Below are 22,956 nucleotides of genomic sequence, written 5' to 3'. Positions count from 1 at the left end.
CAGCTCACTCGTCGTCTGCGGTGATCTCATCGCGGTAGTTCACCAAGCGAATCGGCACGGTGGGCTCCACATCACGCAGGCTCCAGTTGGTGGAGAACTGCTTGTAGCCATCACTGGCGTAGAGGACATCCGTATCGAGCGGGGTGTGCAGTAGCCCCGCTCCCGAGCCCTTCTCCTCATGGGTCCAGTACTGGAGCTTGGCTTCCGGTTGTTGGGTCAGCTTCCACCAGGCCTCCATCAGGTCCATCACCTGCTGACGTACTTCTGTTGGCAGCAGTTGGCTGTGATCAGCATCGGCGGCTCCCGTTGCCATGCAGCGGTTCTGCAAGACCTCAGCAATTTCCCCTTTGATTCGTTGCAAGGCGTCGGCCGACATGGCTCCCGACGGGGGGGCGAGTTGCGCTTCGCTGTGCCGTGCCATCGCGACCACCACACCAGGAAGCCCCCGATCGATGGCCCGGCTAGCGAAGGGTGTGCAGCTCGTCGCCTCCACATGCCGGTAGAAGGTTTGGTGCCAGTAGGGAAAGAGCTCGAAGTGGGAGCGATCCCGGGGACGGTTGGGGTTTAACAGCACCAACACCAGCCCTGGCTTGTTGGTATCAGGGTTGTCGCTGAGCTGTCGTCCCACGCGGCTGGTGGCCTGGATGTACTCAGCAGCGGTCTTGGGCTGGTTGAGCACCACCATCAGGCCCAACCGAGCGATGTCTAGACCCACCGAGATCATGTTTGTGGCCAAGGCCACATCCAGCTTTTGCTTGTCGACGTAGGGCTTGGAGAGGCGGTCCTTGGTTTCGCTGATCTTGGCGGTGTTCACCCGTGAGGTCAGTTCCTCGGGCATCTCCGGGCGCCGCCGCTTGGCGAAGGGGTTATCGACTCCCTCAATGGCTCGGTTGTTGGCGAACTCTTCGAGCTGAGCGCCGAGTTCGTCTTCCAGGATGCTGCGGGTGACCCCCAGTTCCTTGAGGTTGGAGAAGTATCCGAGCAAGGTCATGTAGGGATCCGCTGGGTTCTTCTCGCCCATGGCCTTGTTGTCATCCCAGGCCTTTTGGGCTGCTGCCATCAAGCCGAGATAGCTGCGCAGCAGAACACCCTTGAGGTTGCGGCCTGCAGCTGAGAGCCCCACATAGAGGCGCGCCTGGTTGGGATCGTCGACAGTCCGCGAGAAGAAGTTGTCTTCTCGTTCAGGCCCAGGAGGCGGGAACACCCGCGCTTGTGAGCGGCCAAACAGGGCCCGAATCTGCGCCTCTGCCCGCCGCACGGTTGCAGTGGAGGCGACGATCTTGGGTGGGGGCGACTCTGGCGTTGGTCGCATCAACCGCTCGATCACCGTCTCGTAGAGACCGGCGAGGGTTCCCAGTGGGCCGCTGATCAGGTGGAGTTCGTCCTGGATCACCAGCTCCGGAGGCAGAAGACGGCCGTGGGGGATCTTGAGGCCGCTGGGCTTTTCAGCGGGGCCCCAGAAGCCAGCGACACCTGCACCGGTTGGCAGCTGGTAGTGACTGACATTGCCGAAGAGGGACGAGGTCTTCCCGACCCAGGGCAGTGCAGCGAACTTGTCGATCGTGGAGATCAAGAAGCAGGGCAGACGGCGATAGATCTGCTCATCCACCGCCAACACTGGAAGCGGTATGGAGCGGTTGAACGGGCAAGGACCCATGTGGGCGTGTTCCTGCTTGGACTCGGGAAGACGGGGTTCGCGGCAATAGATCTCCAAGCGATCCGGCTTCTTGGGAGGCAGAAGAAGGAATCCTTCATGGGCTAACGGGCGATTGCACCAAGGGCAGGTTTCGATCGGAATCGGCCGGTCGCGTTTGCCCGATTTCCACTTGGTGAGCAGCGCGTGGGTGGAGTTCTGATCGCTATCGCCTGATCCACCGAGCTTGTTGGGCGTGGCGGCCTTACCCACCCACATGCCGATTTCGAAAGGCCACTCACCCAGCAAGTAGCGATCTCCAGCCTTGGCGCGTTCCTGACGCTCCAACTCCAAGGCGCAGATCAAGGTGGCAGCGCGGCCGAGCTGATCCAGCGTGAGCAGACGCAGGGTGTAGCGCATCAACACCGTGACGCCGGCCGACTCGATGCCGGGATGGGCTAGTCGGCGATACACCAAGGTGAATGCCGCCAAGCCCAGGTAGGCCTCAGTCTTGCCACCCCCAGTGGGGAAGAAGAGCAGTTCAACGGTCTCCCGGTCGATCTTTCCTTGATCTGTGAGGGGCTGGGCTAGGCCCGGCAAATTCATCAGCACGAAGGCCAGCTGGAAGAAACGCCAACCCGGAGTGCGGGTTCCCTCAGCGATACCGATCTGGTCAGGGGCGACCTTGGCGGTGAAGGCTGAGCGCTGCCGCTGAGCTTTGGCCATCACCACATTCATGGTGCGGAAGGCTTCTCGCACGAGCGGATCACTCAGTAACTGGATGCCGTTCTCAATGCGCTTGGCGCAGTCTTCTGCTTGGGCTCGGAGCTGCTTGGCAGTGTCGTTCTGATCCTTGTCGCTGACTGGATGCTTGGGTTGTTGGCTGATCCAGCCGCGATAGGCCTTCACCATCGGCAGCAGCCGATCGATCACCTGCTCGCTTTGCGCGAGATCGGCAAGGGCTTCCATGCCCATCGGCACGTTGCGTGCCTCTGCAGGCGGTTCAGGCAGAACCCGCATCACCTCAGCGGTGGGCAACCAGGTGCTGGTGAGTGTGAAGGCGCGATCAGGTCGCTCCTCAGCAATTCCTTCAGCGTTCACCGCCACGTTGTGACCGCTGGCGAAGCAGAAGTCACGCCGGTACTGGAGAGCAGCGAGGGCTTCGTCGTTGTCTTGGTTGGTGGCGTTCTGCAGAGCATCCCGACGCGGCGGAAAGCCTTCTCGGCATTGCACGCTCAGCTCAGCCTGAAAAGCCGTGTGTGGATCGCGGTGGCGAATCTGATTGCTCTCAGGCGGCTTGCGCTTATTGAGCAGAAACAACGAAACCGACAGTTGGTCGCTGGGGTAACCGAGTTTCTTCGGGGCTTGCCTGGCAATCCAACGAAGGCAAAGCCCTTCTGGGTTGCCTTCTAAGGGAATGTCGGGGCTCGTACCTGGCCCCGAGATGGTGAAAGTCTGCTCGGCCTTCTGCGGAGAGCGAAGCCAGAGCTTTGGGTCGTCGCCATCAGCCGGTGGGTTGTAATCGCCCCAGGTGACTGTTGCCTCGAGAGTGCTTCCCCGCTCGAGGATGAAGCTCATTCCCAGCGATGACGGGAACCAGGACCGGCGCTTGTTGCCCTGATCGAGAGAGTCGTTGGCGTCTTCGTCGCGCTCTTTCTTCTCCAGCCGATTGGCGGCGTCGTTGCTCTCGTCTTCTCCAGCCAGATCGGCATAACTCGACTGGCCCTCATTGCCAGTTCGATCCGCCTCCTGCTGGAAGACATGAGGAACCAGGAAGCCGGTTGTGTACCAAACCGATGGGGGCTGGCTGAGCTGTTCATGCCGGCGAGCTTTGTTGTCCCAGCCGGGGCCGATCAGATCACTGCGCAGGGCGGCGACGAGCTGTTGGCGGATCTCAGCGGAGGTGGCCATGGGTCAGCTCTGCCCCTCTTCGAACTGGTTAAGCAGCTGTGTGCAGTGCTCGATCAGAACCGGCAGATCTGTTTGGATCGCACCCCAGACCACTGGATCACTGACATTCATGTACTCGTGGGTGAGCAGATTTCGGAAATCAATGATTTGCCTCGCTTCTGGGATCACAGCAAAGAGTTGTGGATCTCGCTGTGCGATCACCTTCAGGGCTTCCCCGATGATGATGAACTCACGCTCTACGGCCGAGCGAATCAGCCTCGACTGGCTGTAGTCAGCTTCGCCAATCATTCTGGTTGCGTCCTGAATGGCAGCTGCCGCCTCCAGGATATCGCTCAGATAGGCCCGGGGGTCACGCTGCATAGATCTGTTGCCTGCTCGCCTCGATGGTCTGTTTGACATAGGGGTTGCGGACGGCATCGGCCATGACCAGGTCGACACGAGAGGCCAGACCAATGCGCAGCTCATTCAGCAGCGCGAAGTAGGCCTTGTAGAGAGTGGCGGGGTCGAGGGGCTGGAACTCCACCAGCAGATCGATATCGCTCTCTCCAGGCCTGTAATCAGGCCTCAGCACGGAACCGAACGCATCCAGCCGCGCCACGTGATGGCGCCGACAGGCGTCGGCGATGGTGTCGAGCTGGGGTTGGGCTAGGGCGAGGCTCATAGCGCCAGTCCGATTTGCTCAGTATCGGCCGAGTCGGCTGCCTTGACAGGCCGGCCCCGGCGTTTGCCGCCAGCAGGAGCGGCTGTGGATTGCTTCTTCCCTCCCTTGCCATGCAGCCCTTGGGCCACCTCTTCGGCGTAGCGCTCGGCGTTCAGGGCCAGCAGGCGGGCGAGTACGTCATCGCGGACGGCATCGGGCCAGCGGTAGCGCCAGGGCAGTTTCTTCCTGCCCTTGATGGCTTCGCAGGAGCGCAGCTGCAACTCAAAGGCCATGGCTTCACCGGCGTCCCAGAAGAACAGGTCGCCGCTGTCGATGCGTTCCTGCAGATCGTCGGGGAGCTGGGCGTCGTCTTCGGTTTCGAGGTAGTCGAGCCCGAAGCCGCAGGTGGTAGGCACATCCTTCCAGCCGTAGGCGGCCAGCACCGCCTGATCCATCTCGCTGTGGATACGTCGCAGCTCCAGAAGCTCGTTGCTCGTTTCGGAGGGATCGTGGAAGCGGTTGTAGGTGCTGGTGAGGCCTTCGTTGTTGCTCAGCATCAACCCGGCGCGGAATCGTTGGTAGTGCTCGCCGATGGCTTCGAGGGACTGATGGATCCCGATATGAATGTGATTGCTGGCGGTGGAATCGAGCAGGGCAACGGGGAAGGGAAAGGTCTCGAAGCAGTCGGTGGGTGAGTAGTTCAGGTCATCTTTCATGGATGAGGCAAACGAACGAGCCCAGAACTCATGAATTCGTGATTGCACCAGAGCCAAAGCCGAAGCCTCTCGTAATGGGAAAACAATCAGCTTGTGGGAGAAAACAACTGACGGATGCAACGAGGCAAACGCCAGGGTGTTGCTGATGCAGGGGATCACCAGCACCCGCTCACACCCCGCAATCGCCGAATACAGAGCTGGGCATGTCTCCCCGAAGCGCCACCAGTAGCGCGAGCGGATCTCGCGGTTCTGGGCCAGCCTTCCTGGCTTCACCTTCCGCTCCACAATCTGCATCAATTCCGGCCACTCTTTCCTGCACTCTTCCTCGCTCCTCTCCCCGAAATTGATCACATAGCGGTGATGAGCGTGGGTAGGGCTGCTGTTCACCTCTTCCCCGCCGATGTAGGGGAAGATCACCTCGGCGTTCTTCGGATTCGCTGCGATCAGCCGCTGCATCGTGGCAATCGGCGAGGGTATGCCTGGGGTGTCGTCGTCGGCCGGGCCTGAATCATCGAAGGTGAAGCCCATGCCCAGCACGATCGAGCCCTGGAAGCTCTTGCCAGAGTTGGCCGCTAGCTGCTTCGGATCCTCGTGGCCGCCGTTGGCGAACAGAAATGCCGTGATTTTCTTTACCGCTCGCCGATCAAGCAGTTTTGCGCCCGCGTAGACGCCCTTGAACAGGTGCACCACGCTCACCACCACCGATGCCACACCGGGCCACTTGTAGCGCTTGCGCGCCGCATAGATCGTGCCGCCGTTCAGGCAGATCCAGCGCAAGCCAGTACTCCTGGTGTCGCCCTGGGCGATGGTGTTCGTGGCAATCAGCCCCAGCGAGCCACCGGGCCGGAGCAAGTGGAAGCAGCGGCGGAAGAAGTGGGCCACCAGATCGGCATTGCCGTGGCTCTCGGGGTGCAGCTGCTTGAGCCAGTCGAGGATCCCCTCGGGGCTGCCTTCGGCGATGGTGTTCTTGCCAGCGAAGGGTGGATTGCCCACGAACACATCGAAGCCCGGCTCTGGCCGGCCGAATACATCCGGGAAGGCCAGCTGCCAGTGCAGCGGCTGAAGGCCCTTCTCGCCCTCCCGCAGCCGCTCCAGCGGTTCCGCCAGTTCGTCTTCCAGTTCTTCCGCTGTGTTGTGTTTCAGCGTGGCTTCTAGATAGATCGTCTTCAGCTCTTCACGATCCTTCGGCTTCTTGCCGTTGAAGAATGCCGCCACCAAGAGATCGCCAACGGTTCGCAGATAGGCCGTGCTGGCATTCCACTCTTCGAGTGCCTTGCGCTTCTGTTCATCGTCAGCATCGCTGCGGCTGTCGGCATGGAACAGCGCAAAGCTCTTCGCCTCCTGTTGCTTCACCTCCTCGATGTAGTTAATCTGGAGTTCGCGCTGAAGGCTTGCGCCCTTGAGTGCTGCTTCGATTTCGGTGCGCTCCATCCCGACTAAGGAATCACCGCACTTCAAGGCATGATCCACGAAGGTGAAAGGAGCATCTTTACTGAGGCTCACCAGCCAGAGACTGAGGCGTGCCAGGTTCACCGCGAAGGGGTTTTTGTCCACCCCATAGAGGCAGCTCTGCGCAATCAATCGGCGGGCATAGATCAGGGGTTCTTCGCCGAGGGCATGACCACCCGGCTTGAGGGCGTCTGGTAAGCCTTCACGGCTCCAAGCCTGCTCCAAGAGTTCTGCCAGGTAGCGGCAGCTCTCCACAAGGAAAGCCCCTGAACCCATCGCTGGGTCGCAGATCTTCAGGTCAAGGATCTGGGAGGCTTTTGGCCTGTACTCGCAGCGTTCCATCCACGGGCGTAGAGCCTCCTCAACGATCGGTCTTGTGAGTGAACGCGGCGTGTAGTGGCTACCGCTGCGGCGACGTTCTTCGGTGGGTTGGAACACCAGGCTTCCGGCTGCCTGCGGCCCATCGAAGAGGTCTCGATTGATCCGTGGCGCCAAGGCTTCAACCAACGTATCTTCTGAGTCGGCAGCCTTCAGAGCGGTTGCAGCTTTGGTCGGCAGGGTTGTGCCGGCTTCATCTTCCAGCCACTTCTTGCGTTTCGCCCCCGGCAACTCCAGCAGCGCATCGAGATCAACGGCTGTCGTGATCTGCTTCTTGGCACCTTGCGGTTTGCTCTTCAAGCCAATGCAACGGCCTGGGATGCGCTGAACCGCGTAGCCCATGATCCCTTCGTAGACCGAGCCGATCTGCTCCACATCCAGGGCCCGGTAGCTGATCCGCTCGCCCTGCACGATCAGCAGATTGCGAAGAACCGCCAGCACCACCCGATCGCTGATCCAAGGCGATTCCAGCCAGGGGTAGACATCAGGATCGAACAGCTGTCCGTGGCGCGCTGGCAGGTAGTCGACTGTTGGGCCGCCACCGTCGAACACCAAGCGGCAAAGACTCATCAGCCCCGCCCAGGCACCGAAGCGCTGCTCCATCGTGTCGGGATATTCGCTTTCGTCTTGCTGCAGCTGCTCGAAGATCGCGCTGAGTTTGTAGTTCTGCTCATACACCGCATCGCAGGGCATCAGCGCTTCGTCTTCGGCGTAGAGCAGGAACACCAGCCGCATCAGCATGGTGATCAAGCCGCCATAGAGCTGTTGGGGATCCCGCTCGGGTAGATCTCCCAGTAGTTGGTTGTCTTGCTGTTTGCTCAGCTCATCGGCCTGCTGAAATCCCCGCAGCAGATCCCACAACGCAGCCAACACCTGATCAGCCAGGGCATTACTGACCACGGCCTGGAAACTGCGGCTCTTCTTGAGCACGTCGCTGAGCCGGTAGCCATCGGGATCGAGGAACACATGGCTCTGGCCCAAGAGCAGATCGAGGCCCGAAAGCATCAACCGGCCGCTCACTTCAGCCAGTTCGCTCAGCCGGAAGGTGAGATAGCCCGAACTCTCTCCCTTCGGGGCCACCACCAAGCGCAGCTGGCTGCCGTTGAACAGCAGGCCCGCCTCCACGCCGGTTTCACGCAGCAGCCGCTCCAGCCGCTCCGAGGCGCTAGCGCGCCAGAGGTGCTCGCCATCGGTGGTCTTCTGATCGAAGGCTGCAGCCAGCGGCAACTCCACCACAAGCAGCTGGGCCCCCTCACCGGAGGCAGCAGGAACCACTGCAGTCGGCGTCAGTGTGTCGCCCAGCTCAGGCAGCTCTTTGGTGTGAGCCTGGATGGCCTCGGGGCTCCGGTCCAGTTGATCGCTATCCCAACCCAGGTGTTCGGTGAGCAGATCCAGCAGGGATCGAAAGCCGTGCTCTGTGTCGCTGTCGTCTGGATCAGATGTGTCATCCAGTGGCTCAAGGGCAGCCCGGTAGCGCGCTTGCCGTTCGATCAACTCAATGCCGCTGCGGGTCACCACCCAGCCGGCCTCTTGCATGGCCGCGGGCGCCACCACCAAGCCAACGGGCTGCAGGTAGCCGAGCCACTCCTGATGCGCCTTGAGCTCAGGATCCATCGCAGGAGAACGTCGTGCCATGGCTATCCGCTGATCGGCCAGAGGTACACAAGCCCGGCCGGCTCCAACCGGTGGGTCACCACTCGGTAGCTCTCCACAATCCGCTGCGGCTCACTGCCGAGTTCAGCTTCGATTGTTTCCAGCCTGCGCTCCCAGTGCCGTTGATCGGATCGCAGTTGGGCGTGCTCTTTCTTGGACAACTTGGAGAGATCGAGCGCTGGCACATCCACCTGATCAGCAAGGCCGGGAATCAGGCCCGTTGGCTCCGCATCAGCCGCCTTTTTCTCCAGCTTCCCGAGCTCTCTGGTGCGTTGACGCAGGGTGGAATTGATGCGTTTGCGCTGGCCGCGGAGCACATCCTTGAGGGCCTGAGCCTCCGATCCACCCCGCTGCTTCAGCAGCTCTGCTGCGTCAGCCAATGCGGTCTCCGACTCCTGCTTGAGCAGGGGCAACAGAGCCTGCACGTCGTGTTCGGCCATGGCCTGGAAGCGACTGGTGTCAACGTTGGGGAGACCACCGCTCTCGGCCTCCTTCAAGGCGTCTTGAAGCAGTTTCCACGTGGTCTCTTTCGTGGCTGCTGGCAGTGGCTGCAGCGCGCTCTGCCGGTCATCGCCTGGATGCCAATCGGCCACCACCGTGATCAGCTCGTCATGCAATCGGGCAGCACCTTGACCGAACAACGACAGGCGCCCAAGCACCACCACCTTGGGCTGGGGATCACGGCTGGGCAGAACGCAGGCTCGGCTCAGTTCGTGGTGCAGAAAGCCTTGGCTGAGGAAACGACTGAGTAGGCGTTGGGCCAGGCGGTGCTCCAGATGCAGATGCACCGACTCCGCACTCAGCCGTCCGGGGTCCGAGAAGATCACAGGCCGTACTGGATTCTCCCGGCGCCATTCATCGAGATAGGCCTTGGCGGGTTTCACGCCCCGCAGGCTGTCGAGGGTGTTTTCCCAGCTTTTGTCACGTGTCTGAGCGGGCAACTCCTCTGGGTTGGCCAGGCGCCAGCAGGTTTGCCCACGCTCGTCGGTGTGTTGTTCCAGCCCTGACACACCCAGCAGATCCAGGGAGCAGTTGAGCGCCTGACGGAAGCGGTCGTGAGCAAAGGCCAGCCACTGTTTTGACTTCGACAGCAGTTGCCGGAGAGCGTCTTGTTGCTGCTCGAGTTCAGCCACACGACGGCTGGCTTCCAGTTCTTCTCGAGCTTTGGTGAGCAGCACGCCCCGATCGGTGGTGGCTGAATCCATTCCCTCGAGTTGCCCCTGCAAGTCGTCGAGGTTGTCCAGATCGATCCCCGCCTCGAAGGCCTCATCAACCTGGCGCTGCACCAGTGGAGAGAGGGATCCCAACTCCTGTCGGATCACTTCCGTCTTTTTCACCAGCACGTCCATCACCCGATCTTCCGGGCGGTCTTCCAGCAGGAAGTAGTGACACCACACCTGCGGGGCCTGCTGCAGCTTGCGGTCGATACGGCCGTTGCGCTGCTCCAACTTGCTGGGGTTCCAGGGGATATCGAAGTGGATCAGGTGCTTGCAGTGGTTCTGCAGGTTCACCCCCTCCCGGGCAGCATCGGTGGCGATCAGGATCCGCAACGGCTCTTGATCAGGGTCGGCGTTGAACTGAGCCTTCAGCCGTTCGCGGTTCTCCTCGCTCATCCCGCCGCTGAAGCTGGCTACCCGTTGCTCGGCCTCCCGCTCCCCAAGCAGTGCCGCCAACTGCCGTTCCAGGTAGCGCTTGGTATCGACGTAGTCCGTGAAGATCAGCAGCCGAGTGGGCTTCCACTGCAGGTCATCAGTGCCAAGGCCTGAGCAGAGGTGTTGGCCCATCCATTCCTGCAGCATCTCGATGCGGGGATCTGGCTTGCCTCTCTGGGCAGCGGCGATAGAGGCCATCTGCTCCAGCAGTTGCTGATCGCTTTGATCGGCTGCGATGGTCTGGCGCAGGGCAGCCCGGGTCTGGGCTTCCTCCAGATTCAGCACCTCGTCATCGTTGAGTTCCGCGAGATCACTGTCTGCGTCTACCCCTCCTTGAAGCAGTTCAAGTTGGGCGTCTCGTTGCTGTTGTTGCTTCTCGGCCAAGGTGCGCTGATGCACGGCCAAGGTGCGCGCGAAGGCTTCAATCGAGCTGAGCAGACGCTTCTGAAGGTTGGTGATCACCAGCCGGTCGGCATTGAGCTGGCGCTTGGTGGCCCCTTCGGCCAGCAGCCTGCGCTCCCTTTGTTTGCGGTACTGCTGAAGCAACCGGGAGAGTGCCAGCTCTGGGGTGTCGGCTGAAAGCGAACCCTTGGGCTTCTTCAACGGCTCAACGATCCGCTCCGGGAACTCCTCGCCGATGCGGCGTAGATCGTCCTTCAGGCGGCGGACGAGGACTGCATCCAGATCTCCCTGTTCGAACGGCACCCCACGGGTGAACCGCGCTGGATCCAATAACTCCAGCAACGCCGTAAAGCTGTTGCTGTGTCCGTTGTGGGGCGTTGCACTCAGGAAGATCCGATGCTCGAAGCGGGGCGCCAGATCACGAAGGCTGCGGGTCAGGCCTGAGTCAATGGCATAGCGAAGGCTGTTGCTGGCAGGGGCCGCGTTGTGGGCCTCATCAAGGATCAACAAGCTCTGCAGAGGGGCCTGGTCTTCTGCACCTCTCCCTTGCTCGAGCCAATCGATCAGTGGTGCTGCGTAGTCGCTGTTGCGCAGCAGCGCATGGGAGATCAGGAAGCGGTTCCCTGTGCTCCAAGGATTTGTGCCATAGCCACGCTCCTGGCGCACCTTGGCCACATAGGCCCTGTCCATCACGGTGAAGGCCAAGCCAAAGCGACTCGCCATCTCTTCTTGCCACTGCCGCAGCACCGAAGGAGGGCAGCTGATCACCACCCGCCGGATGCGTTGTCGTAACAGCATCTCTCGCAGGATCAGGCCCGCCTCGATCGTCTTGCCAAGGCCCACGTCGTCAGCGATGAACAGCCCCACGCGAGGCATCTGCAGCGCCTTGCGGAGCGGTTCAAGCTGATAAGCCTTCACATCGATTCCAGCCCGATAGGGGGCCTGGAACAGCTCCGCATCAGTGGCTGTGACGCAGTTCCAGCGCAGGGTGTTGAGGTAGGCCGAAAACTGCTTGGGCTGATCGAAGCCTCTCTGGGCCACCACCTCCCAACTGCTCTCACCCAGGACCTCGAAATCGATCTCGCGCTCAAGGAACACCGTCAGCCGCTGTCCGATCGCCTGGTCTTCCATGCAGGCCATCGCCACCACCGTGTCGGCGCCGGCCTCAACGGGCTGCTGCACCTCTTCCACGAGGTAGCGGCGGGTCCGGCAACGGACGACCGAGCCGGGCTTGAGTTTGAGGCGGGTCTTGCTGGGAGCAGTGCTCACCATCAGTTGGTCTCCAGCAACTGCCTGACCAACCCGATCAGCTCCTTCTTGCTGAAGCTCTCCAGGGGCCGTGGTGGTGGCTCGACGCCATGCTGCTCGAGAACAGCCGCCAGACCTGATTTTTTGAGCTTGCTGTAGCCCTTGATCTGGTGCTGTTTGCACAGCCGCTTGAGGGTGGCCACCGTCTGCTGCTGGAAGCTGCCCCGGCCCAGGAGTGCCATCGCTGCGGATGGTGCCTCTGGTGTTGGGCTCTGCAGTACCTCGATGGCTTGCTCTGTGCGCTGGATGTGTTCGCCCACGCGCCGGTAGACGCGGGCATCGGTGCCGGCCAGCTCACGGCTGGTGGCCTCCAGAAGATCAGCGATCGAGGGGGTGGATGCCATCGTTCAGGCCTCGGGTTCGATCTGGTTGGCTTCCCTGGCGATGGCAGCGGCCTTGGCTTTCACCGATCGCCACTGCTGCGCCAATTGCACAAGGCGCTGGAACATCCGCACCAGCCAGAAGCCGCTCTGTTGCTCGCTTTCTTCCACGGTGTCGGCGATGGCATCACCGGTGGCCTCCAGTTCGCGGATCACGGTGACCAGACGGCTGTTCATCGCATGCAGCCTGGCTTTGGCCCTGGCTTCATTGCCCAGATCGGCCTCAAGTTCCTGCAGTTCGCGTTGCAGCTCCGCGATCACCACACCGCGCTTATCGCTCTGGCTGCGATAGATACCGCGGGAGATGTTCACGCTGATCAAAGCCGAACGCATCGCGTCGTAGGTCTCCCGGAGCTCTTCATCCGGGGGGTTGGCAGGGAAGCGGCGCGCAGAACTTTTGCTCATAGCTGTGATCCATGCTCCCAACTTGCCAGCAGCGGCTGGGATTGGGCCATCCCCCAGACGGGTGAATCAGGAACGATGCAGATCACGCAAACCTTTGTTGACCCGGACCACCTTTGGCCAGCAACCGCTTGAGGTTCACACCCGCCTCAAAAGCAGCGCGATGCAGCTCCTGGCGTTGCTCTGCATCGAGACCATCCCAGAAGGCATGGAGCAAATCCACTGAGGCCTTGCCCAGACCAACGAACCCAACCAGGGCAAGGGGGACGCCGAGCCAGGGAAAGACCAGCAGGACGACGCTGAGCACCAGGCTGACGACCGCACCATGCTTGGCCGATTCCCAGACGCTTGAGGCAATCGCCTGCACCTGGGTCTGCCGGTCGATGGCGCCACGCTTGCGCAGCGCTTCTGTGCGCAGTGCCGTCAGCAGGGCCTGGTAGATCGCGTAAACCGCGACACCGCCGAGGGTGGACTCACCGATGAACTCGCGGCCACTCCAGGCACCACCATTGGCATTGATATCGATGGCAGCGAGGCCCGCAACGGGAGCCACCTCCCAGCGGGCCTTGGGAATCCGGTAAGGATCAATCTCGCGGCTCATTGATCAATGCCAGCAGAACCTCATTGTGGGACCACCCACAGGAGTCTGGTTCCGTTCTTGTGCGAAGCACGAATCTGGAGCTCCTGCAGGAGTCGCTTATTTCACCGCCGCCCGCGCCGGTAGTCCCAGGGGCGGGTGATGCCGCCGCCTGTGCTCCAGACGCCAAGGCCCTTGAGACGTGCTTCTGTTTCCAGGCGGCTGTAGGTCTGCCGGTCACAGCCTTTGATGTATTGCCAGTAGACAAACGCAGCCCCCGAGGCCACGAGGGCCTGGTTGATGCTCCGGCCACCTCGCCTGATCTCGGCAATGGAGCGGCCGTAGCGATCGGTGGTTTTGACCCGCAGATCGATGCCACTGCCGATGGGGAGCAGGGCCTTGAGCGCCTGGCTGGCCTGGCTGCCATGGGGCTTCTGGCTGCGTTCCGGCGCATCGATGCAGGCGAGGCGGATGGTGATGGTCTGCCCCGCCTTGCGCACCCTGAGGGTGTCGCCATCACCAACGGAGACGACGGTGGCGGGAGCTGCATGAACTGGCAGGCCACCAAGCCCTGCGAGCAGGGCCAGCCAGACCGCTGAGGTGAGCAGCACCAGCCGCCAGGGGCCTGGAGTGCGTGTTTGGGGTTTGGCTTCTTCCTGGCTGAGCACCAGCTCCAGGACCCGCTCTGCGCTGATAGGCACCAACGCGGAGCAGGCCTCGGCGTCATTGACGCGTTCAGCCAACAACTTCCGGCAACGCTGCAGCCCGCCACCAGCCCAGAACAGGCCCCTGGCGCGCTTGTCTTGCTGCAACGCCACCCAGCGGTGCGGCCGGGCGTCATTGCGGATCAGCTTTTTGCGGCGTTTGACGGGATGGTCCGTCATGGGTTCAGACAGGGCGGGTCAGGCGGTTGAGACGCAGGGCGCTCACCGAGGCTATGGCTTCAAAGTCGGCGTCGAAGGTGACCAGCACGGCGTTGTGGTGCAGGGCTACAGCGGCTATCAGCAGATCCAGGCTCAGCAACGTGCGGCCGATCTGACGGCAGGCCTGGCCAAGATCGATGGCCCGTTGCCAGAGGTTCTCTGGGGTGGCAAGCAGGGGCAAGCTGGCGAACTGGGCCTGCAGCTGGCGAGCCTCTTGACCCGTCGCAGCGCGGAGCACCTCGAAACGCACCGGTTCAGCCAGGTGGGCTGTGGGATCCAGCACATATGGCGCAATGAATTGTTTCAGGACCAGCGGGCTGCGGCTCCGGGTGAAGTCGATCCAGAGGCTGGTGTCAATGAGCAGGGTCATGAACTGAGCTCCTGAGTGCGCCTCCGTTCGCGCTCCTGGTCGGCCTCATAGGTGTCCAACTCCACCCCCCACTCACCGTTGAGAAACTTCTGGGCAATCCGAGCCCTGCGCCGCAGCTGCAAAGCCTCCTCCATCAGACGGCGGATGGCGGGTCCTTTTTTGCGCTCGCCCGTCAGGTCAAGGATTTCGCTCATCTCAGAGTCCGATAGTTCAACGGTGACTTTCATGGTTCGGGCCTCCCAGAGTCGGACTTTGGGGTCAGCATGGCAGCGCTTGTCAATGCGGTGCCTTCCCAGCTGCCTCCAGGCGGCGGAACTGGCCGGCCGGTTGCTGAATGCTGCATCGATCACAACAGCGTCCGCGAACCGGGCCTAGACAGTTTTGAGACGCCTGAGATTCATGCCTGCCTTTGCTGTTGCCTGCACCCCGCGCGGCTCTTCGATTGAGCGGCTGCAACCCGGTCGCTACCGGGTCTGCGACACCGACCATCACTGCCGGGAGGTGGAGGACGTCTGGACCGCCTTTGAGCTGGTGCGGGAACTGGAACTCGAGGGTGCACCAGTGAGCGACACATCTCTGGCGAATCTCAGCTGATGTCAAACGACCGTCGCTATCGCCTGATCGATGCTGCGATGCAGCCCCATCCCTGTCTAGATGTTCACTTCCCGTCTCTGCAGGAGGCCCTCGATGCAGCACGCCATTGGAGCGTCAACCGGGCCCTGGATTCCTATCAGGCCTCGATCGGCGTGGAGGTGAGCACCGATCGGGGGGATTGGCGCACTCTGATGCTGCCCACCGACATCTAGCAACTGGACCTTCTCGGTAGAGGCCCGGCGACGCGAGCTTCTTTGGGGGGAGAGGGATCGCTCCCTGCCCGTTCCTGAGCGTGTTCTTGTAGGTGCGCCAGGATTGGCGAAAGCAATGGACGCAGGGGGGTACAACCTGTTCTGTGCAAAAACACTGAGCCTGCTTACAGTTCACTTGAGACTGTTGCGTGCCTGGCATGGATCGTTCTGTAAAGACTGGGTCTGATGTTTGGTATGTGTGGCGTGATGGCGAGGGAATCAGTCATCAGAAGAAGGTCCAGTTTGCTGATTTCGAGTTAACCACCTTTATTGAGGGAATGACAAGCATCTGGAAATCAGATGCTTCGCCAAAGCCAACCAAAATCTTCTTTCTGACCCTCGTTCCTGGCGTTGATTACGGCTGGCATGAAAATCCCGCGCCACAATGGATCGTGCCAATCAGTGGCTGTTGGTTCGTCGAAACGATGGATGGTGCTCGAGTCGAGATGGGGCCCGGCGAGCTCTCCTTCGGTGCTGATCAGAATTGTCGCTTAATTGGTGAGGCCAAAGGTCATCGATCCGGAGCGGTCGGACCAGAAGAAGCAGTCCTGATGCTGATTCAAGTGGAATCGGACCCATTCGCCTAGCGCAGTGTCTTGAAACAGCCGGCCAGAGACTCATGGAACCCTATGGCGCAGTTTGTTGTCGCGCTCTATGGATTCTCGCCGGCTGGTGGTCTGGATCTCCCCCGGGATCCTGGGGTTTCAGGGGACCACACAGGCGTTTGATCTGCTCAACTGCACGGCCCTGAGCTGGCTGGTGTTGCGCGTCAACGGCCTGCCCAGGCTGGAGCGGCGTTGGTGGGCAGGCAGTCCATGGGGAGAGAGGACGGAACTGCCCAGAGGATTCCCCTCAGCGGTGCTGCGTGTCAGGCCACCGCGAGGCCGAGGTGGTCCACGTAGGGCTGAAAATCGCGGTCAGAGAAGAGCAAGGGCAGGTTGGTTTCGATGCAGGCGGTGGCGATCAGGCCGTCGATGGTTTTGCGCACCGTGATGCCCTTGCGCCGCAGCGTGCGGCAGTTCTCCGCTGCTGTTGTGGCATTCCTGCCACCGACCATGGGCAGCAGCGGCAGGGAACGAAACAGCTGCCGCGCGGTGGCAACATCCTGTTCGTTGCGAAAGCCCTGGAGGACCTCCACCAGGATGAGATCCCCGATGGCGATCGGTGTGTGGCCCAGCAACGCATCGAGTCGGTCCACCTCTGCGCTGTGCACGCCATTGAAGAAGTTGATCCAGACCGAGGAGTCGACAACGATCACCGTTGGGCCTGGGCCTGAGGATCGGGGCGATGGCTCATGCGCGAGTCATCAAGATCACCCTCCCAGATGAGCTTGCCGCGAAAGGCTTTGATGTGCTGTTGTTGCTCGAGCCTGACGAGGGTCCGCAGTCCGCGTTCGACAGCTTCTCGCTTGGTGCGCGCACCACTGGCTTGCATGGCATCGCGCATCAGCTGGTCGTCAATGACGATGTTGGTACGCATGGGCCGACAGGTGCTGATGTGTAGAGCTTAGCGCGTGTCTACACATTGATCCTGGTCGCAAGAACTCGTTAGTGGCCGGAACCAGGCGCTGGCTGAGTGCCAACCGGATCAGCGGAAACAAATCTGAGCTGTTGCGGTGGCACCGCAACGTCCGCATGGGCCTGGGCTTCAAGGCGGTGATTGGATGTCGCTTGGTACTGACAACAGCCTGATGGAAACGGTGCATCTGATGCGCTCTCCCGCTGATGCCGCCCATCTGGCGCGATCTCTGCTCCACGGCTGGTGCCCAATGTGGAACTGGTGGCCCATGGCGATCTGAACTTGTTGCTGGTGGGCGGTACCCAGGCCATGGCTTCGATGGGTTCGCCGGACATCGGCCGATAGGCTTCCAGCCTGGCCGCCAAGCTGAGCTCCACGGTCTGGTTGTCGTGCAGGCCTGCCTTCCGAGCAATGGCGACAGGAAGGCGCACCCCGAGTGAGTAGATCAAATCCTTTGACTGGCGGGTCCGAGGCGCTCGTTCTCACCAGCGGATCAGATCCTTGGCTTCATCACCATCTGAACCCGACAACTGGTTGCTCGATCTTCAGGAAGCTGGCCTCACCCTGGAGTTCAAGGAGCTCGCCCAGCAACACAAGGCCTTCTTCCGCGCACCGTTAAAGACCACCTCATCCTGTGGATTGTGAATTTCTTCAAGGTTTTGGTTTCTAGAGAGCCAATCTGTGACCTGAACGACATCAGACACTCCTATGATTTTCTATGCTGACCATCGGTTCAGCCTGACATGCTTCGTTTATGAGGTATCCCCATAATTCTCCTGTTTCTGATCAATTAATTCAGCGTGCAACACCGCTGTTTCGTTCAGCTAAAACAGTCGCTGCATTCGGTGATCCCCTGACGTTGGCTGCTTTCTCATATGTTCAACAAGTGCGTCAATCACTGATTGGCTGTTTCACAACCGAGCAGGAGGCCGTCTCCTGCTCGCAAACGGAAAAGCCCGATATTCTTTTTTGCACAGAGGAATTGGCGCAGGGTTATGGTATTAATCTTGTCGAAAGAGTCAAGTCCGTTTCCCCTCTAACAAAATGTGTGATCTTTTTGAGGCGAGAAAGCCAGGATGTTGTCATGGAAGCAATGGATTCGGGTGCGGATGGCGTTGTATTCATTAGCTCTATTGGTGGAGGTGTCGATGGGGACTTTTACAAGGCACTGGAACGCGTCGTCTCTGGCGGCACATACATCCCATCTGATGTGCAGGACAAAATCAGCATGATAAGACCACCTGGCTGGGATGATTTGAGCAAGAAAGAGCTCGAAGTCATTTACATTCTAGCCGATGGGCTCTCCAACAAGGAAATATCTGAACAGCTTTTTGTTTCCATTGAGACGGTAAAATCCCATCTCAATTCAATTTATTCGAAGCTGGCTGTCAGGTCTAGAGCTCAAGCAGCAATCCTTGCGAGCAAGGTGAAAAGCGATTCGTTCGCTTCCTAGTTCGTCTCGAGCACATCCGTCCTCGATTATTTGCAGGTTGCCTTTTGGGGCAACACTCGAGAAGCTAGAACTTTTCTGTCTATGGCTTCGTGAACTATTGCCCAAACTGTTAAGGCAATCAAGGACACCCTCTTCGGAGCTTTTGGGAGTGCTCGTCACTCGCCCCCTTGTATTGCTACTGTTAGCTCGATTCACTTCAATCAATCATGCGACACATTACTTGCCAGGTTTCGGATGAGCTTCATAAACGAGCAAAGTTGGCTTCGATGCTTGATGACAAAAATCTGGGCCAGCTACTGAGCGATGCGCTCAAGGACTACTGTGCTAAAAGCGAGAGCCTACCTGATGCTCATGGAGGTAGAAACCACCGATAAATGCAAAAAAACCTCACACGAAACAAATTTATCTTGTCCCGGAAAAGGTATTCGCGTTTTCGCGGTAGACACTTATTAATGCGTTTTGCTGGACGCTTGTCCATGTGTTCATTCCATTGAGACCTTTTGTATCAAGCGGGACAGCATGCGACGGGACTTCTGTCCCTTCTCAAATCCATGGTGTGAGGACCCCATGAAACTTTTCCAGCAACTGCTGGTGGCGCCTGCTGCCCTGGGCCTTCTGGCTCCTGTGGCGGCAAATGCTGCTGAGCTGAACATCAATGGCGTGTCTGACTACGCCGCTTCCGGCGAGCAGGTCACCAGCATCACCCAGTTCTCGGATGTGTATCCGACCGACTGGGCCTACCAGGCGCTGAGCAACCTGATCGAGCGTTACGGCTGCGTTGCCGGTTACCCCAACGGCACCTACCGCGGTCAGCGCGCCATGACCCGCTTTGAAGCGGCCGCCCTGCTGAACGCCTGTCTCGACCGCGTCACCGAAGTGACCGACGAGCTCAAGCGCCTGATGAAGGAATTCGAGCGTGAACTGGCGATCCTCAAGGGCCGCGTCGATGGCCTCGAAGCCAAAGTGGGCGAACTGGAAGCCACTCAGTTCTCCACCACCACCAAACTGAAGGGCAAGACCACCTTCGTGACCGGTGCTGTCAACGCTGGTGGCAACAATGGTTCCGAGTACGTCTACCGGAACCGCAACTACAAGTTCAACGGCAAGACCGGCACCGCTTCGGTGAAGCGTTACACCGACAAAGGCAAGACCTACAAGAACAGCAAGTCGTACTCCAGCAACGGCTTCAAGGGTGGCGCGAACGCCTACAACGCCAACTACGGCGCCTTTACCTTCAATTACGACCAGCGTCTGGCGTTCAACACCAGCTTCACCGGTAAGGACAAGCTGTATGCCCGTCTGCGCGCTGGCAACTTCACCAAGGGTAAGAACGCGTTCGGTGGTGCGGGTGTAAACCTCACTGCTCTCGATATCGCCACCGATTCCGGTGCGAGCGGTACGATCAACAATGCGGTGCAGCTGGACCGCTTGTATTACAAGTTCCCCGTCGGTAAAGAGTTCACAGTGATTGCCGGTGCTCTGGCCCGGAACACCGAGGCCCTGGCCATGTGGCCATCGGTCTACAACAAGGGTGCCATCAAAATCCTCGACTGGACCGGTCTGATGGGCACCAGTGGTGTGTACAACAAGGAGACCGGTCAGCTGATCGGTGCCTACTGGAAGCAGAACACCAAGAAGGGCGCCAATGCCTTCAGCGTGTCGGTCAACTACGTGGCTGATGACGGCAACGGCAACATCACCAATCCTAATGATGGTGGTTTCATGACCGACAACTCGGAAGCCAGCTTCCTGGCTCAGATCGGTTATGGCGGCCCTGAGTGGGGTCTGGCTTTCGCCTACCGCTACGGTCAGTGCGACTCCGGCAATGGCCTGCGCCGCGGCACCACTTTCGCCAAATTCGACGGCAAGTGGAACAACGACTGCTACCAGCAGCAGTACAACGCTGCTGGTCTGACCGGTGGTTCCCTGTTCTCTGATGTTGAGGACAACAACGGTTATGCCGTCCGTAGCGGTGGCAGCACCAACAGCTACGCCCTGAACGCCTACTGGCAGCCCAAGAACGCAGGTTGGATCCCCTCCTTCTCCGTGGGTTGGGCGATCAACCAGAACACCACCAACGACAAGCTGCCCGGTTCCCCGGTCACCAGCCAGAGCTGGATGGTGGGCATGAAGTGGGATGACGTGTTCCTCAAGGGCAACGACTTCGGCTTCGCCTTCGGTCAGCCCACCTTCGCCACCCAGCTTGAGGACTGCACCGGCAAGTTCGATGGCTTCTGCAGCGACACTCCCTTCGATGGCAACTATGTCTTCGAGTGGTACTACAACTTCCAGGTGACCGACAACATCGCTGTGACCCCGGCGATCTTCTACATGTCTCGTCCGATGGGCCAGAATACCCGCAATCTGGTTCAGAACGGCCAGGGTTACGACGGTCAGTTCAACCTCTGGGGCGGTCTGATCCAGACCACCTTCAAGTTCTGATCTTTCAGAATCAACTCATCGGTGCAAACCCCCTCAAGTTGAGGGGGTTTTTTCATGTTTTGATTCAGAGCTTGTCGTTCAAGTCTCCATCAAGTGATTCAGCACCCCACCTCATCCCTGAAGACCATCCATTCCATTGACTCGAGTAATTCTAGATCCAGATCAACCTCACTAGCGTTGCCGATGAAGACAAGACTTCGATCGGCAACGTTCATCAGATTCAACCAAAACGATTTCTCCAGCCTCCATGTCTTCGCTGTTTCAATTGTAAGGATTAAATGATCTATCTTGACGCCTCCAGCAAGGTCCTCAATGCGGCGAACCTGACGCCATTCGGCGACGCTTTTTGAGGAAAATGTCAATGTGCCTGTCCGTGGGTTTGAGCTGAATATTTCCGCCTCATCCAAATTTGCCTTTAGTTTTTCATGAATAAATTCTATCGCTCCGATTTCCCTGTCGTATGCGTGCACGATCCTCTGGTAACTGCCTCCCCGGATGCAATCAACTATTTCTGCGAAGACAATTGACTCAATCGTCTTCGTATCGAGATCGATGACACACAAGCGATACCGTGTTTTGTCGCGATTTATATCAGCCGCAACTTTGCTTAGTTTCGCCATAAAGCTATGCGTGAGGGTCAGTTTTGAGGACTTCCTTGTTCTACTTTTCGCTCCCTAAAAAATTCATCGCCTTATCGGGGGATCTTCGCTCACGTCACTCGCTCGATGGTTGGAGAGCTTTGCCCCACCCTCTTTGATCAGCTTGGCTTATACTTCCTTAATCACAGCCTTAATCAGGCTTCCTCGCTTTTTGTTGATCAAGTCGAGGCTGTCATTATATTAAATTAGTTTCATTTTTCACATGAAATCAGTCCAGCAGTACATTGAAGATGTTCCCATTTGGGATGATGGATCGAAGCTGCCTTCCGCTCCACTCTCGCAAATGCAGTGGTTGGTCTGGTTCCTTTCCACCGCAGGAAAGTTTTTTGAAGGACTGATCGTGTTCATGAGTGGAATTGCCTTACCTCTCGTCAGTGAAGAGTTTGGTCTCAACGCTTCCGACAAAGGTTTTTTTACCGCAGCGACTCTTTTTGGAATTTTGATTGGTGCTTTATTTCTTGGTGGTGCGGGAGACCGCTTTGGTCGGAAGCCAATTTTTATTGGTGAAATGATTTTAATGCTGATTGCTCTTGTTGTGGCATCAGTGGCTCCGAATGCTCCCACACTTATTGGTTCTCTCTTTGTTGTGGGCGTTGCTTTGGGAGCCGATTACCCGATGGCACACCTCGTTATATCTGAGAATATTCCGGCTAAAATAAGGGGTAGGCTTGTATTAGGTGCTTTCAGCTTTCAAGCCGTAGGTGTTTTTCTTGGAACGATTATTGCCACTGTTGTTCTCTCATGGAAGCCTGAGCTGCAAACATGGAGGGCTTTCTATGTGATCCCCATGCTCCCCGTCGCGCTTGTCATTTGGGGACGCTGCCTTATTCCTGAAAGTAGTTTGTGGCTTTTCCAAAAAGGATTTGAGCAAAAAGCTACTTTTAATCTCAGTCGATTGCTTAACCGCAAATCCTTGAAGATTGTTGCGCAACCCAAATCTAATCAGGCTGGGAATGACCAGCCTGCTCTGTCGGGTTTTGGCGCTTTGTTTATTCCAGGCAGAACTCTCAGAGCCACGATCCTTGCTTCTATCCCCTGGTTCTTGCAAGATCTCTCAACGTATGGAATTGGAATCTTCACACCCGTGATCGTTGGTGCAGCTTTTGGTAATAAGACCAATGCTCACACTGTTGCATCTGTTATCCACGATGACTTGCTGGGAGCTCGTGGTGCCTCTCTGGTTGACATCGGCTTTGTAATTGGAATCATCTTGGCTATTTTCCTCGCAGATAAGTGGGGTCGCATTCCTTTGCAAGTCATTGGATTTATTGGTTGCGCGATTGGATTGTCGGTGGCGACTCTCGGTGGTTCGTCCGGTTCTAATGTGACCATTATTGTCGTCGGATTTTTCCTCTTCCAAATTTCAACAAATTTCGGTCCCAATGCCATCACTTACCTACTTGCTGGAGAGTTATTTCCAACCAGCGTGAGGGGGTTAGGCGCAGGCTTTGCTGCTGCATCTGGAAAGGTGGGTGCTGTGCTCACGGCATTCTTCTTTCCGGTTCTTTTGCAGAATCTTGGCACGGGACGTTTGCTTCCGCTTCTTGCTTTGACTTCCATCCTTGGTGCCATCGTTACGTTCCTGTATCGAATTGAGCCCAATGGTCGCGATCTTGAGTCTGTTTGACTTGAGGCAGGTATAAGC

21 protein-coding genes are annotated in these 22,956 nt (G+C 58.8%); 7 read left to right on the top strand and 14 right to left on the bottom strand.

What is annotated here, in order from left to right:
- Window positions 1-4: 4 nt before the first annotated feature.
- The 11 genes from drmA to SynRS9909_RS05140 form a co-directional block, all read right to left on the bottom strand.
- Window positions 5-3,544 (bottom strand): DISARM system helicase DrmA, encoded by a 3,540-nt coding sequence (gene drmA / locus SynRS9909_RS05190; RefSeq protein ID WP_007100102.1) that lies wholly within the window; start codon window positions 3,542-3,544, stop codon window positions 5-7.
- A gap of 3 nt (window positions 3,545-3,547) precedes the next feature.
- Window positions 3,548-3,904 (bottom strand): DUF86 domain-containing protein, encoded by a 357-nt coding sequence (locus SynRS9909_RS05185; RefSeq protein WP_007100103.1) that lies wholly within the window; start codon window positions 3,902-3,904, stop codon window positions 3,548-3,550.
- Window positions 3,894-4,205, bottom strand: a complete 312-nt coding sequence (locus tag SynRS9909_RS05180; RefSeq protein ID WP_007100104.1) for a nucleotidyltransferase family protein — start codon at window positions 4,203-4,205, stop codon at window positions 3,894-3,896. The genes SynRS9909_RS05185 and SynRS9909_RS05180 overlap by 11 nt, the downstream gene beginning before the upstream one ends.
- On the bottom strand, window positions 4,202-8,362 hold the full coding sequence (locus tag SynRS9909_RS05175; RefSeq protein ID WP_116431271.1) for a DNA methyltransferase: 4,161 nt from the start codon (window positions 8,360-8,362) through the stop codon (window positions 4,202-4,204). The genes SynRS9909_RS05180 and SynRS9909_RS05175 overlap by 4 nt, the downstream gene beginning before the upstream one ends.
- A gap of 2 nt (window positions 8,363-8,364) precedes the next feature.
- Complete coding sequence (gene drmD / locus SynRS9909_RS05170) at window positions 8,365-11,706, bottom strand: DISARM system SNF2-like helicase DrmD (protein WP_007100106.1); 3,342 nt, start codon at window positions 11,704-11,706, stop codon at window positions 8,365-8,367.
- Entirely contained in the window at window positions 11,706-12,086 is a 381-nt protein-coding gene (locus tag SynRS9909_RS05165) for a hypothetical protein (RefSeq protein ID WP_007100107.1), read from the bottom strand. Before SynRS9909_RS05165 ends, drmD begins: the two co-directional genes overlap by 1 nt.
- A 3-nt stretch (window positions 12,087-12,089) precedes the next feature.
- A complete protein-coding gene (locus tag SynRS9909_RS05160) occupies window positions 12,090-12,527 on the bottom strand; it encodes a hypothetical protein (RefSeq protein ID WP_007100108.1) in 438 nt (145 codons plus the stop codon).
- 82 nt (window positions 12,528-12,609) lie between these two features.
- On the bottom strand, window positions 12,610-13,125 hold the full coding sequence (locus SynRS9909_RS05155; protein ID WP_007100109.1) for a hypothetical protein: 516 nt from the start codon (window positions 13,123-13,125) through the stop codon (window positions 12,610-12,612).
- A gap of 101 nt (window positions 13,126-13,226) precedes the next feature.
- Window positions 13,227-13,985 (bottom strand): thermonuclease family protein, encoded by a 759-nt coding sequence (locus SynRS9909_RS05150; RefSeq protein WP_007100110.1) that lies wholly within the window; start codon window positions 13,983-13,985, stop codon window positions 13,227-13,229.
- A gap of 4 nt (window positions 13,986-13,989) precedes the next feature.
- Window positions 13,990-14,394, bottom strand: a complete 405-nt coding sequence (locus tag SynRS9909_RS05145; protein ID WP_007100111.1) for a PIN domain nuclease — start codon at window positions 14,392-14,394, stop codon at window positions 13,990-13,992.
- Complete coding sequence (locus SynRS9909_RS05140; RefSeq protein ID WP_007100112.1) at window positions 14,391-14,588, bottom strand: hypothetical protein; 198 nt, start codon at window positions 14,586-14,588, stop codon at window positions 14,391-14,393. The genes SynRS9909_RS05145 and SynRS9909_RS05140 overlap by 4 nt, the downstream gene beginning before the upstream one ends.
- 205 nt (window positions 14,589-14,793) lie before the next feature.
- On the opposite strand from SynRS9909_RS05140, the gene SynRS9909_RS05135 reads away from it, so the two are divergent.
- From SynRS9909_RS05135 to SynRS9909_RS05125, 3 genes are all read left to right on the top strand, one after another.
- Window positions 14,794-14,988, top strand: coding sequence for a hypothetical protein (locus tag SynRS9909_RS05135; RefSeq protein WP_007100113.1), 195 nt, complete (start codon window positions 14,794-14,796; stop codon window positions 14,986-14,988).
- Window positions 14,988-15,200: a hypothetical protein gene (locus SynRS9909_RS05130; protein WP_007100114.1), complete on the top strand. Its 213-nt coding sequence runs from the start codon at window positions 14,988-14,990 to the stop codon at window positions 15,198-15,200. The genes SynRS9909_RS05135 and SynRS9909_RS05130 overlap by 1 nt, the downstream gene beginning before the upstream one ends.
- Before the next feature lie 197 nt (window positions 15,201-15,397).
- On the top strand, window positions 15,398-15,826 hold the full coding sequence (locus SynRS9909_RS05125) for a hypothetical protein (RefSeq protein WP_038000731.1): 429 nt from the start codon (window positions 15,398-15,400) through the stop codon (window positions 15,824-15,826).
- Window positions 15,827-16,107: 281 nt separating this feature from the next.
- Here SynRS9909_RS05125 and SynRS9909_RS05120 read toward each other — a convergent pair whose 3' ends face one another.
- The gene (locus SynRS9909_RS05120) at window positions 16,108-16,497 is read right to left on the bottom strand and encodes a PIN domain nuclease (protein ID WP_007100116.1); all 390 of its coding nucleotides are present in this window, start codon (window positions 16,495-16,497) and stop codon (window positions 16,108-16,110) included.
- Window positions 16,494-16,718 (bottom strand): type II toxin-antitoxin system VapB family antitoxin, encoded by a 225-nt coding sequence (locus SynRS9909_RS05115; RefSeq protein WP_007100117.1) that lies wholly within the window; start codon window positions 16,716-16,718, stop codon window positions 16,494-16,496. Before SynRS9909_RS05115 ends, SynRS9909_RS05120 begins: the two co-directional genes overlap by 4 nt.
- Before the next feature lie 540 nt (window positions 16,719-17,258).
- Here SynRS9909_RS05115 and SynRS9909_RS05110 point away from each other — a divergent pair.
- From SynRS9909_RS05110 to SynRS9909_RS05100, 3 genes are all read left to right on the top strand, one after another.
- Window positions 17,259-17,402, top strand: a complete 144-nt coding sequence (locus SynRS9909_RS05110) for a hypothetical protein (protein ID WP_186593795.1) — start codon at window positions 17,259-17,261, stop codon at window positions 17,400-17,402.
- Window positions 17,403-17,511: 109 nt separating this feature from the next.
- On the top strand, window positions 17,512-18,210 hold the full coding sequence (locus tag SynRS9909_RS05105) for a response regulator transcription factor (protein WP_038000733.1): 699 nt from the start codon (window positions 17,512-17,514) through the stop codon (window positions 18,208-18,210).
- 567 nt (window positions 18,211-18,777) lie between these two features.
- Window positions 18,778-20,652, top strand: coding sequence for an iron uptake porin (locus tag SynRS9909_RS05100; protein ID WP_186593794.1), 1,875 nt, complete (start codon window positions 18,778-18,780; stop codon window positions 20,650-20,652).
- A gap of 98 nt (window positions 20,653-20,750) precedes the next feature.
- Here SynRS9909_RS05100 and SynRS9909_RS05095 read toward each other — a convergent pair whose 3' ends face one another.
- Complete coding sequence (locus tag SynRS9909_RS05095; protein WP_162858283.1) at window positions 20,751-21,122, bottom strand: hypothetical protein; 372 nt, start codon at window positions 21,120-21,122, stop codon at window positions 20,751-20,753.
- A gap of 391 nt (window positions 21,123-21,513) precedes the next feature.
- On the opposite strand from SynRS9909_RS05095, the gene SynRS9909_RS05090 reads away from it, so the two are divergent.
- Window positions 21,514-22,938 (top strand): MFS transporter, encoded by a 1,425-nt coding sequence (locus SynRS9909_RS05090; protein ID WP_007100125.1) that lies wholly within the window; start codon window positions 21,514-21,516, stop codon window positions 22,936-22,938.
- Window positions 22,939-22,956: the final 18 nt, after the last annotated feature.

Origin of the sequence: Synechococcus sp. RS9909 (assembly GCF_014279595.1) — a bacterium.
Lineage (GTDB): Bacteria > Cyanobacteriota > Cyanobacteriia > PCC-6307 > Cyanobiaceae > Synechococcus_C.
Note: the sequence above shows the minus strand (reverse complement) of the source record. Positions and strands in the feature narration are given on the sequence as shown.

What these genes read in the sequence shown, in the direction of transcription:
- drmA (WP_007100102.1), bottom strand. Translation starts at nt 3,544, where the DNA reads ATGGCCACCTCCGCTGAGATCCGCCAACAGCTCGTCGCCGCCCTGCGC.
- SynRS9909_RS05185 (WP_007100103.1), bottom strand. Translation starts at nt 3,904, where the DNA reads ATGCAGCGTGACCCCCGGGCCTATCTGAGCGATATCCTGGAGGCGGCA.
- SynRS9909_RS05180 (WP_007100104.1), bottom strand. Translation starts at nt 4,205, where the DNA reads ATGAGCCTCGCCCTAGCCCAACCCCAGCTCGACACCATCGCCGACGCC.
- SynRS9909_RS05175 (WP_116431271.1), bottom strand. Translation starts at nt 8,362, where the DNA reads ATGGCACGACGTTCTCCTGCGATGGATCCTGAGCTCAAGGCGCATCAG.
- drmD (WP_007100106.1), bottom strand. Translation starts at nt 11,706, where the DNA reads ATGGTGAGCACTGCTCCCAGCAAGACCCGCCTCAAACTCAAGCCCGGC.
- SynRS9909_RS05165 (WP_007100107.1), bottom strand. Translation starts at nt 12,086, where the DNA reads ATGGCATCCACCCCCTCGATCGCTGATCTTCTGGAGGCCACCAGCCGT.
- SynRS9909_RS05160 (WP_007100108.1), bottom strand. Translation starts at nt 12,527, where the DNA reads ATGAGCAAAAGTTCTGCGCGCCGCTTCCCTGCCAACCCCCCGGATGAA.
- SynRS9909_RS05155 (WP_007100109.1), bottom strand. Translation starts at nt 13,125, where the DNA reads ATGAGCCGCGAGATTGATCCTTACCGGATTCCCAAGGCCCGCTGGGAG.
- SynRS9909_RS05150 (WP_007100110.1), bottom strand. Translation starts at nt 13,985, where the DNA reads ATGACGGACCATCCCGTCAAACGCCGCAAAAAGCTGATCCGCAATGAC.
- SynRS9909_RS05145 (WP_007100111.1), bottom strand. Translation starts at nt 14,394, where the DNA reads ATGACCCTGCTCATTGACACCAGCCTCTGGATCGACTTCACCCGGAGC.
- SynRS9909_RS05140 (WP_007100112.1), bottom strand. Translation starts at nt 14,588, where the DNA reads ATGAGCGAAATCCTTGACCTGACGGGCGAGCGCAAAAAAGGACCCGCC.
- SynRS9909_RS05135 (WP_007100113.1), top strand. Translation starts at nt 14,794, where the DNA reads ATGCCTGCCTTTGCTGTTGCCTGCACCCCGCGCGGCTCTTCGATTGAG.
- SynRS9909_RS05130 (WP_007100114.1), top strand. Translation starts at nt 14,988, where the DNA reads ATGTCAAACGACCGTCGCTATCGCCTGATCGATGCTGCGATGCAGCCC.
- SynRS9909_RS05125 (WP_038000731.1), top strand. Translation starts at nt 15,398, where the DNA reads ATGGATCGTTCTGTAAAGACTGGGTCTGATGTTTGGTATGTGTGGCGT.
- SynRS9909_RS05115 (WP_007100117.1), bottom strand. Translation starts at nt 16,718, where the DNA reads ATGCGTACCAACATCGTCATTGACGACCAGCTGATGCGCGATGCCATG.
- SynRS9909_RS05105 (WP_038000733.1), top strand. Translation starts at nt 17,512, where the DNA reads ATGAGGTATCCCCATAATTCTCCTGTTTCTGATCAATTAATTCAGCGT.
- SynRS9909_RS05100 (WP_186593794.1), top strand. Translation starts at nt 18,778, where the DNA reads ATGAAACTTTTCCAGCAACTGCTGGTGGCGCCTGCTGCCCTGGGCCTT.
- SynRS9909_RS05090 (WP_007100125.1), top strand. Translation starts at nt 21,514, where the DNA reads ATGAAATCAGTCCAGCAGTACATTGAAGATGTTCCCATTTGGGATGAT.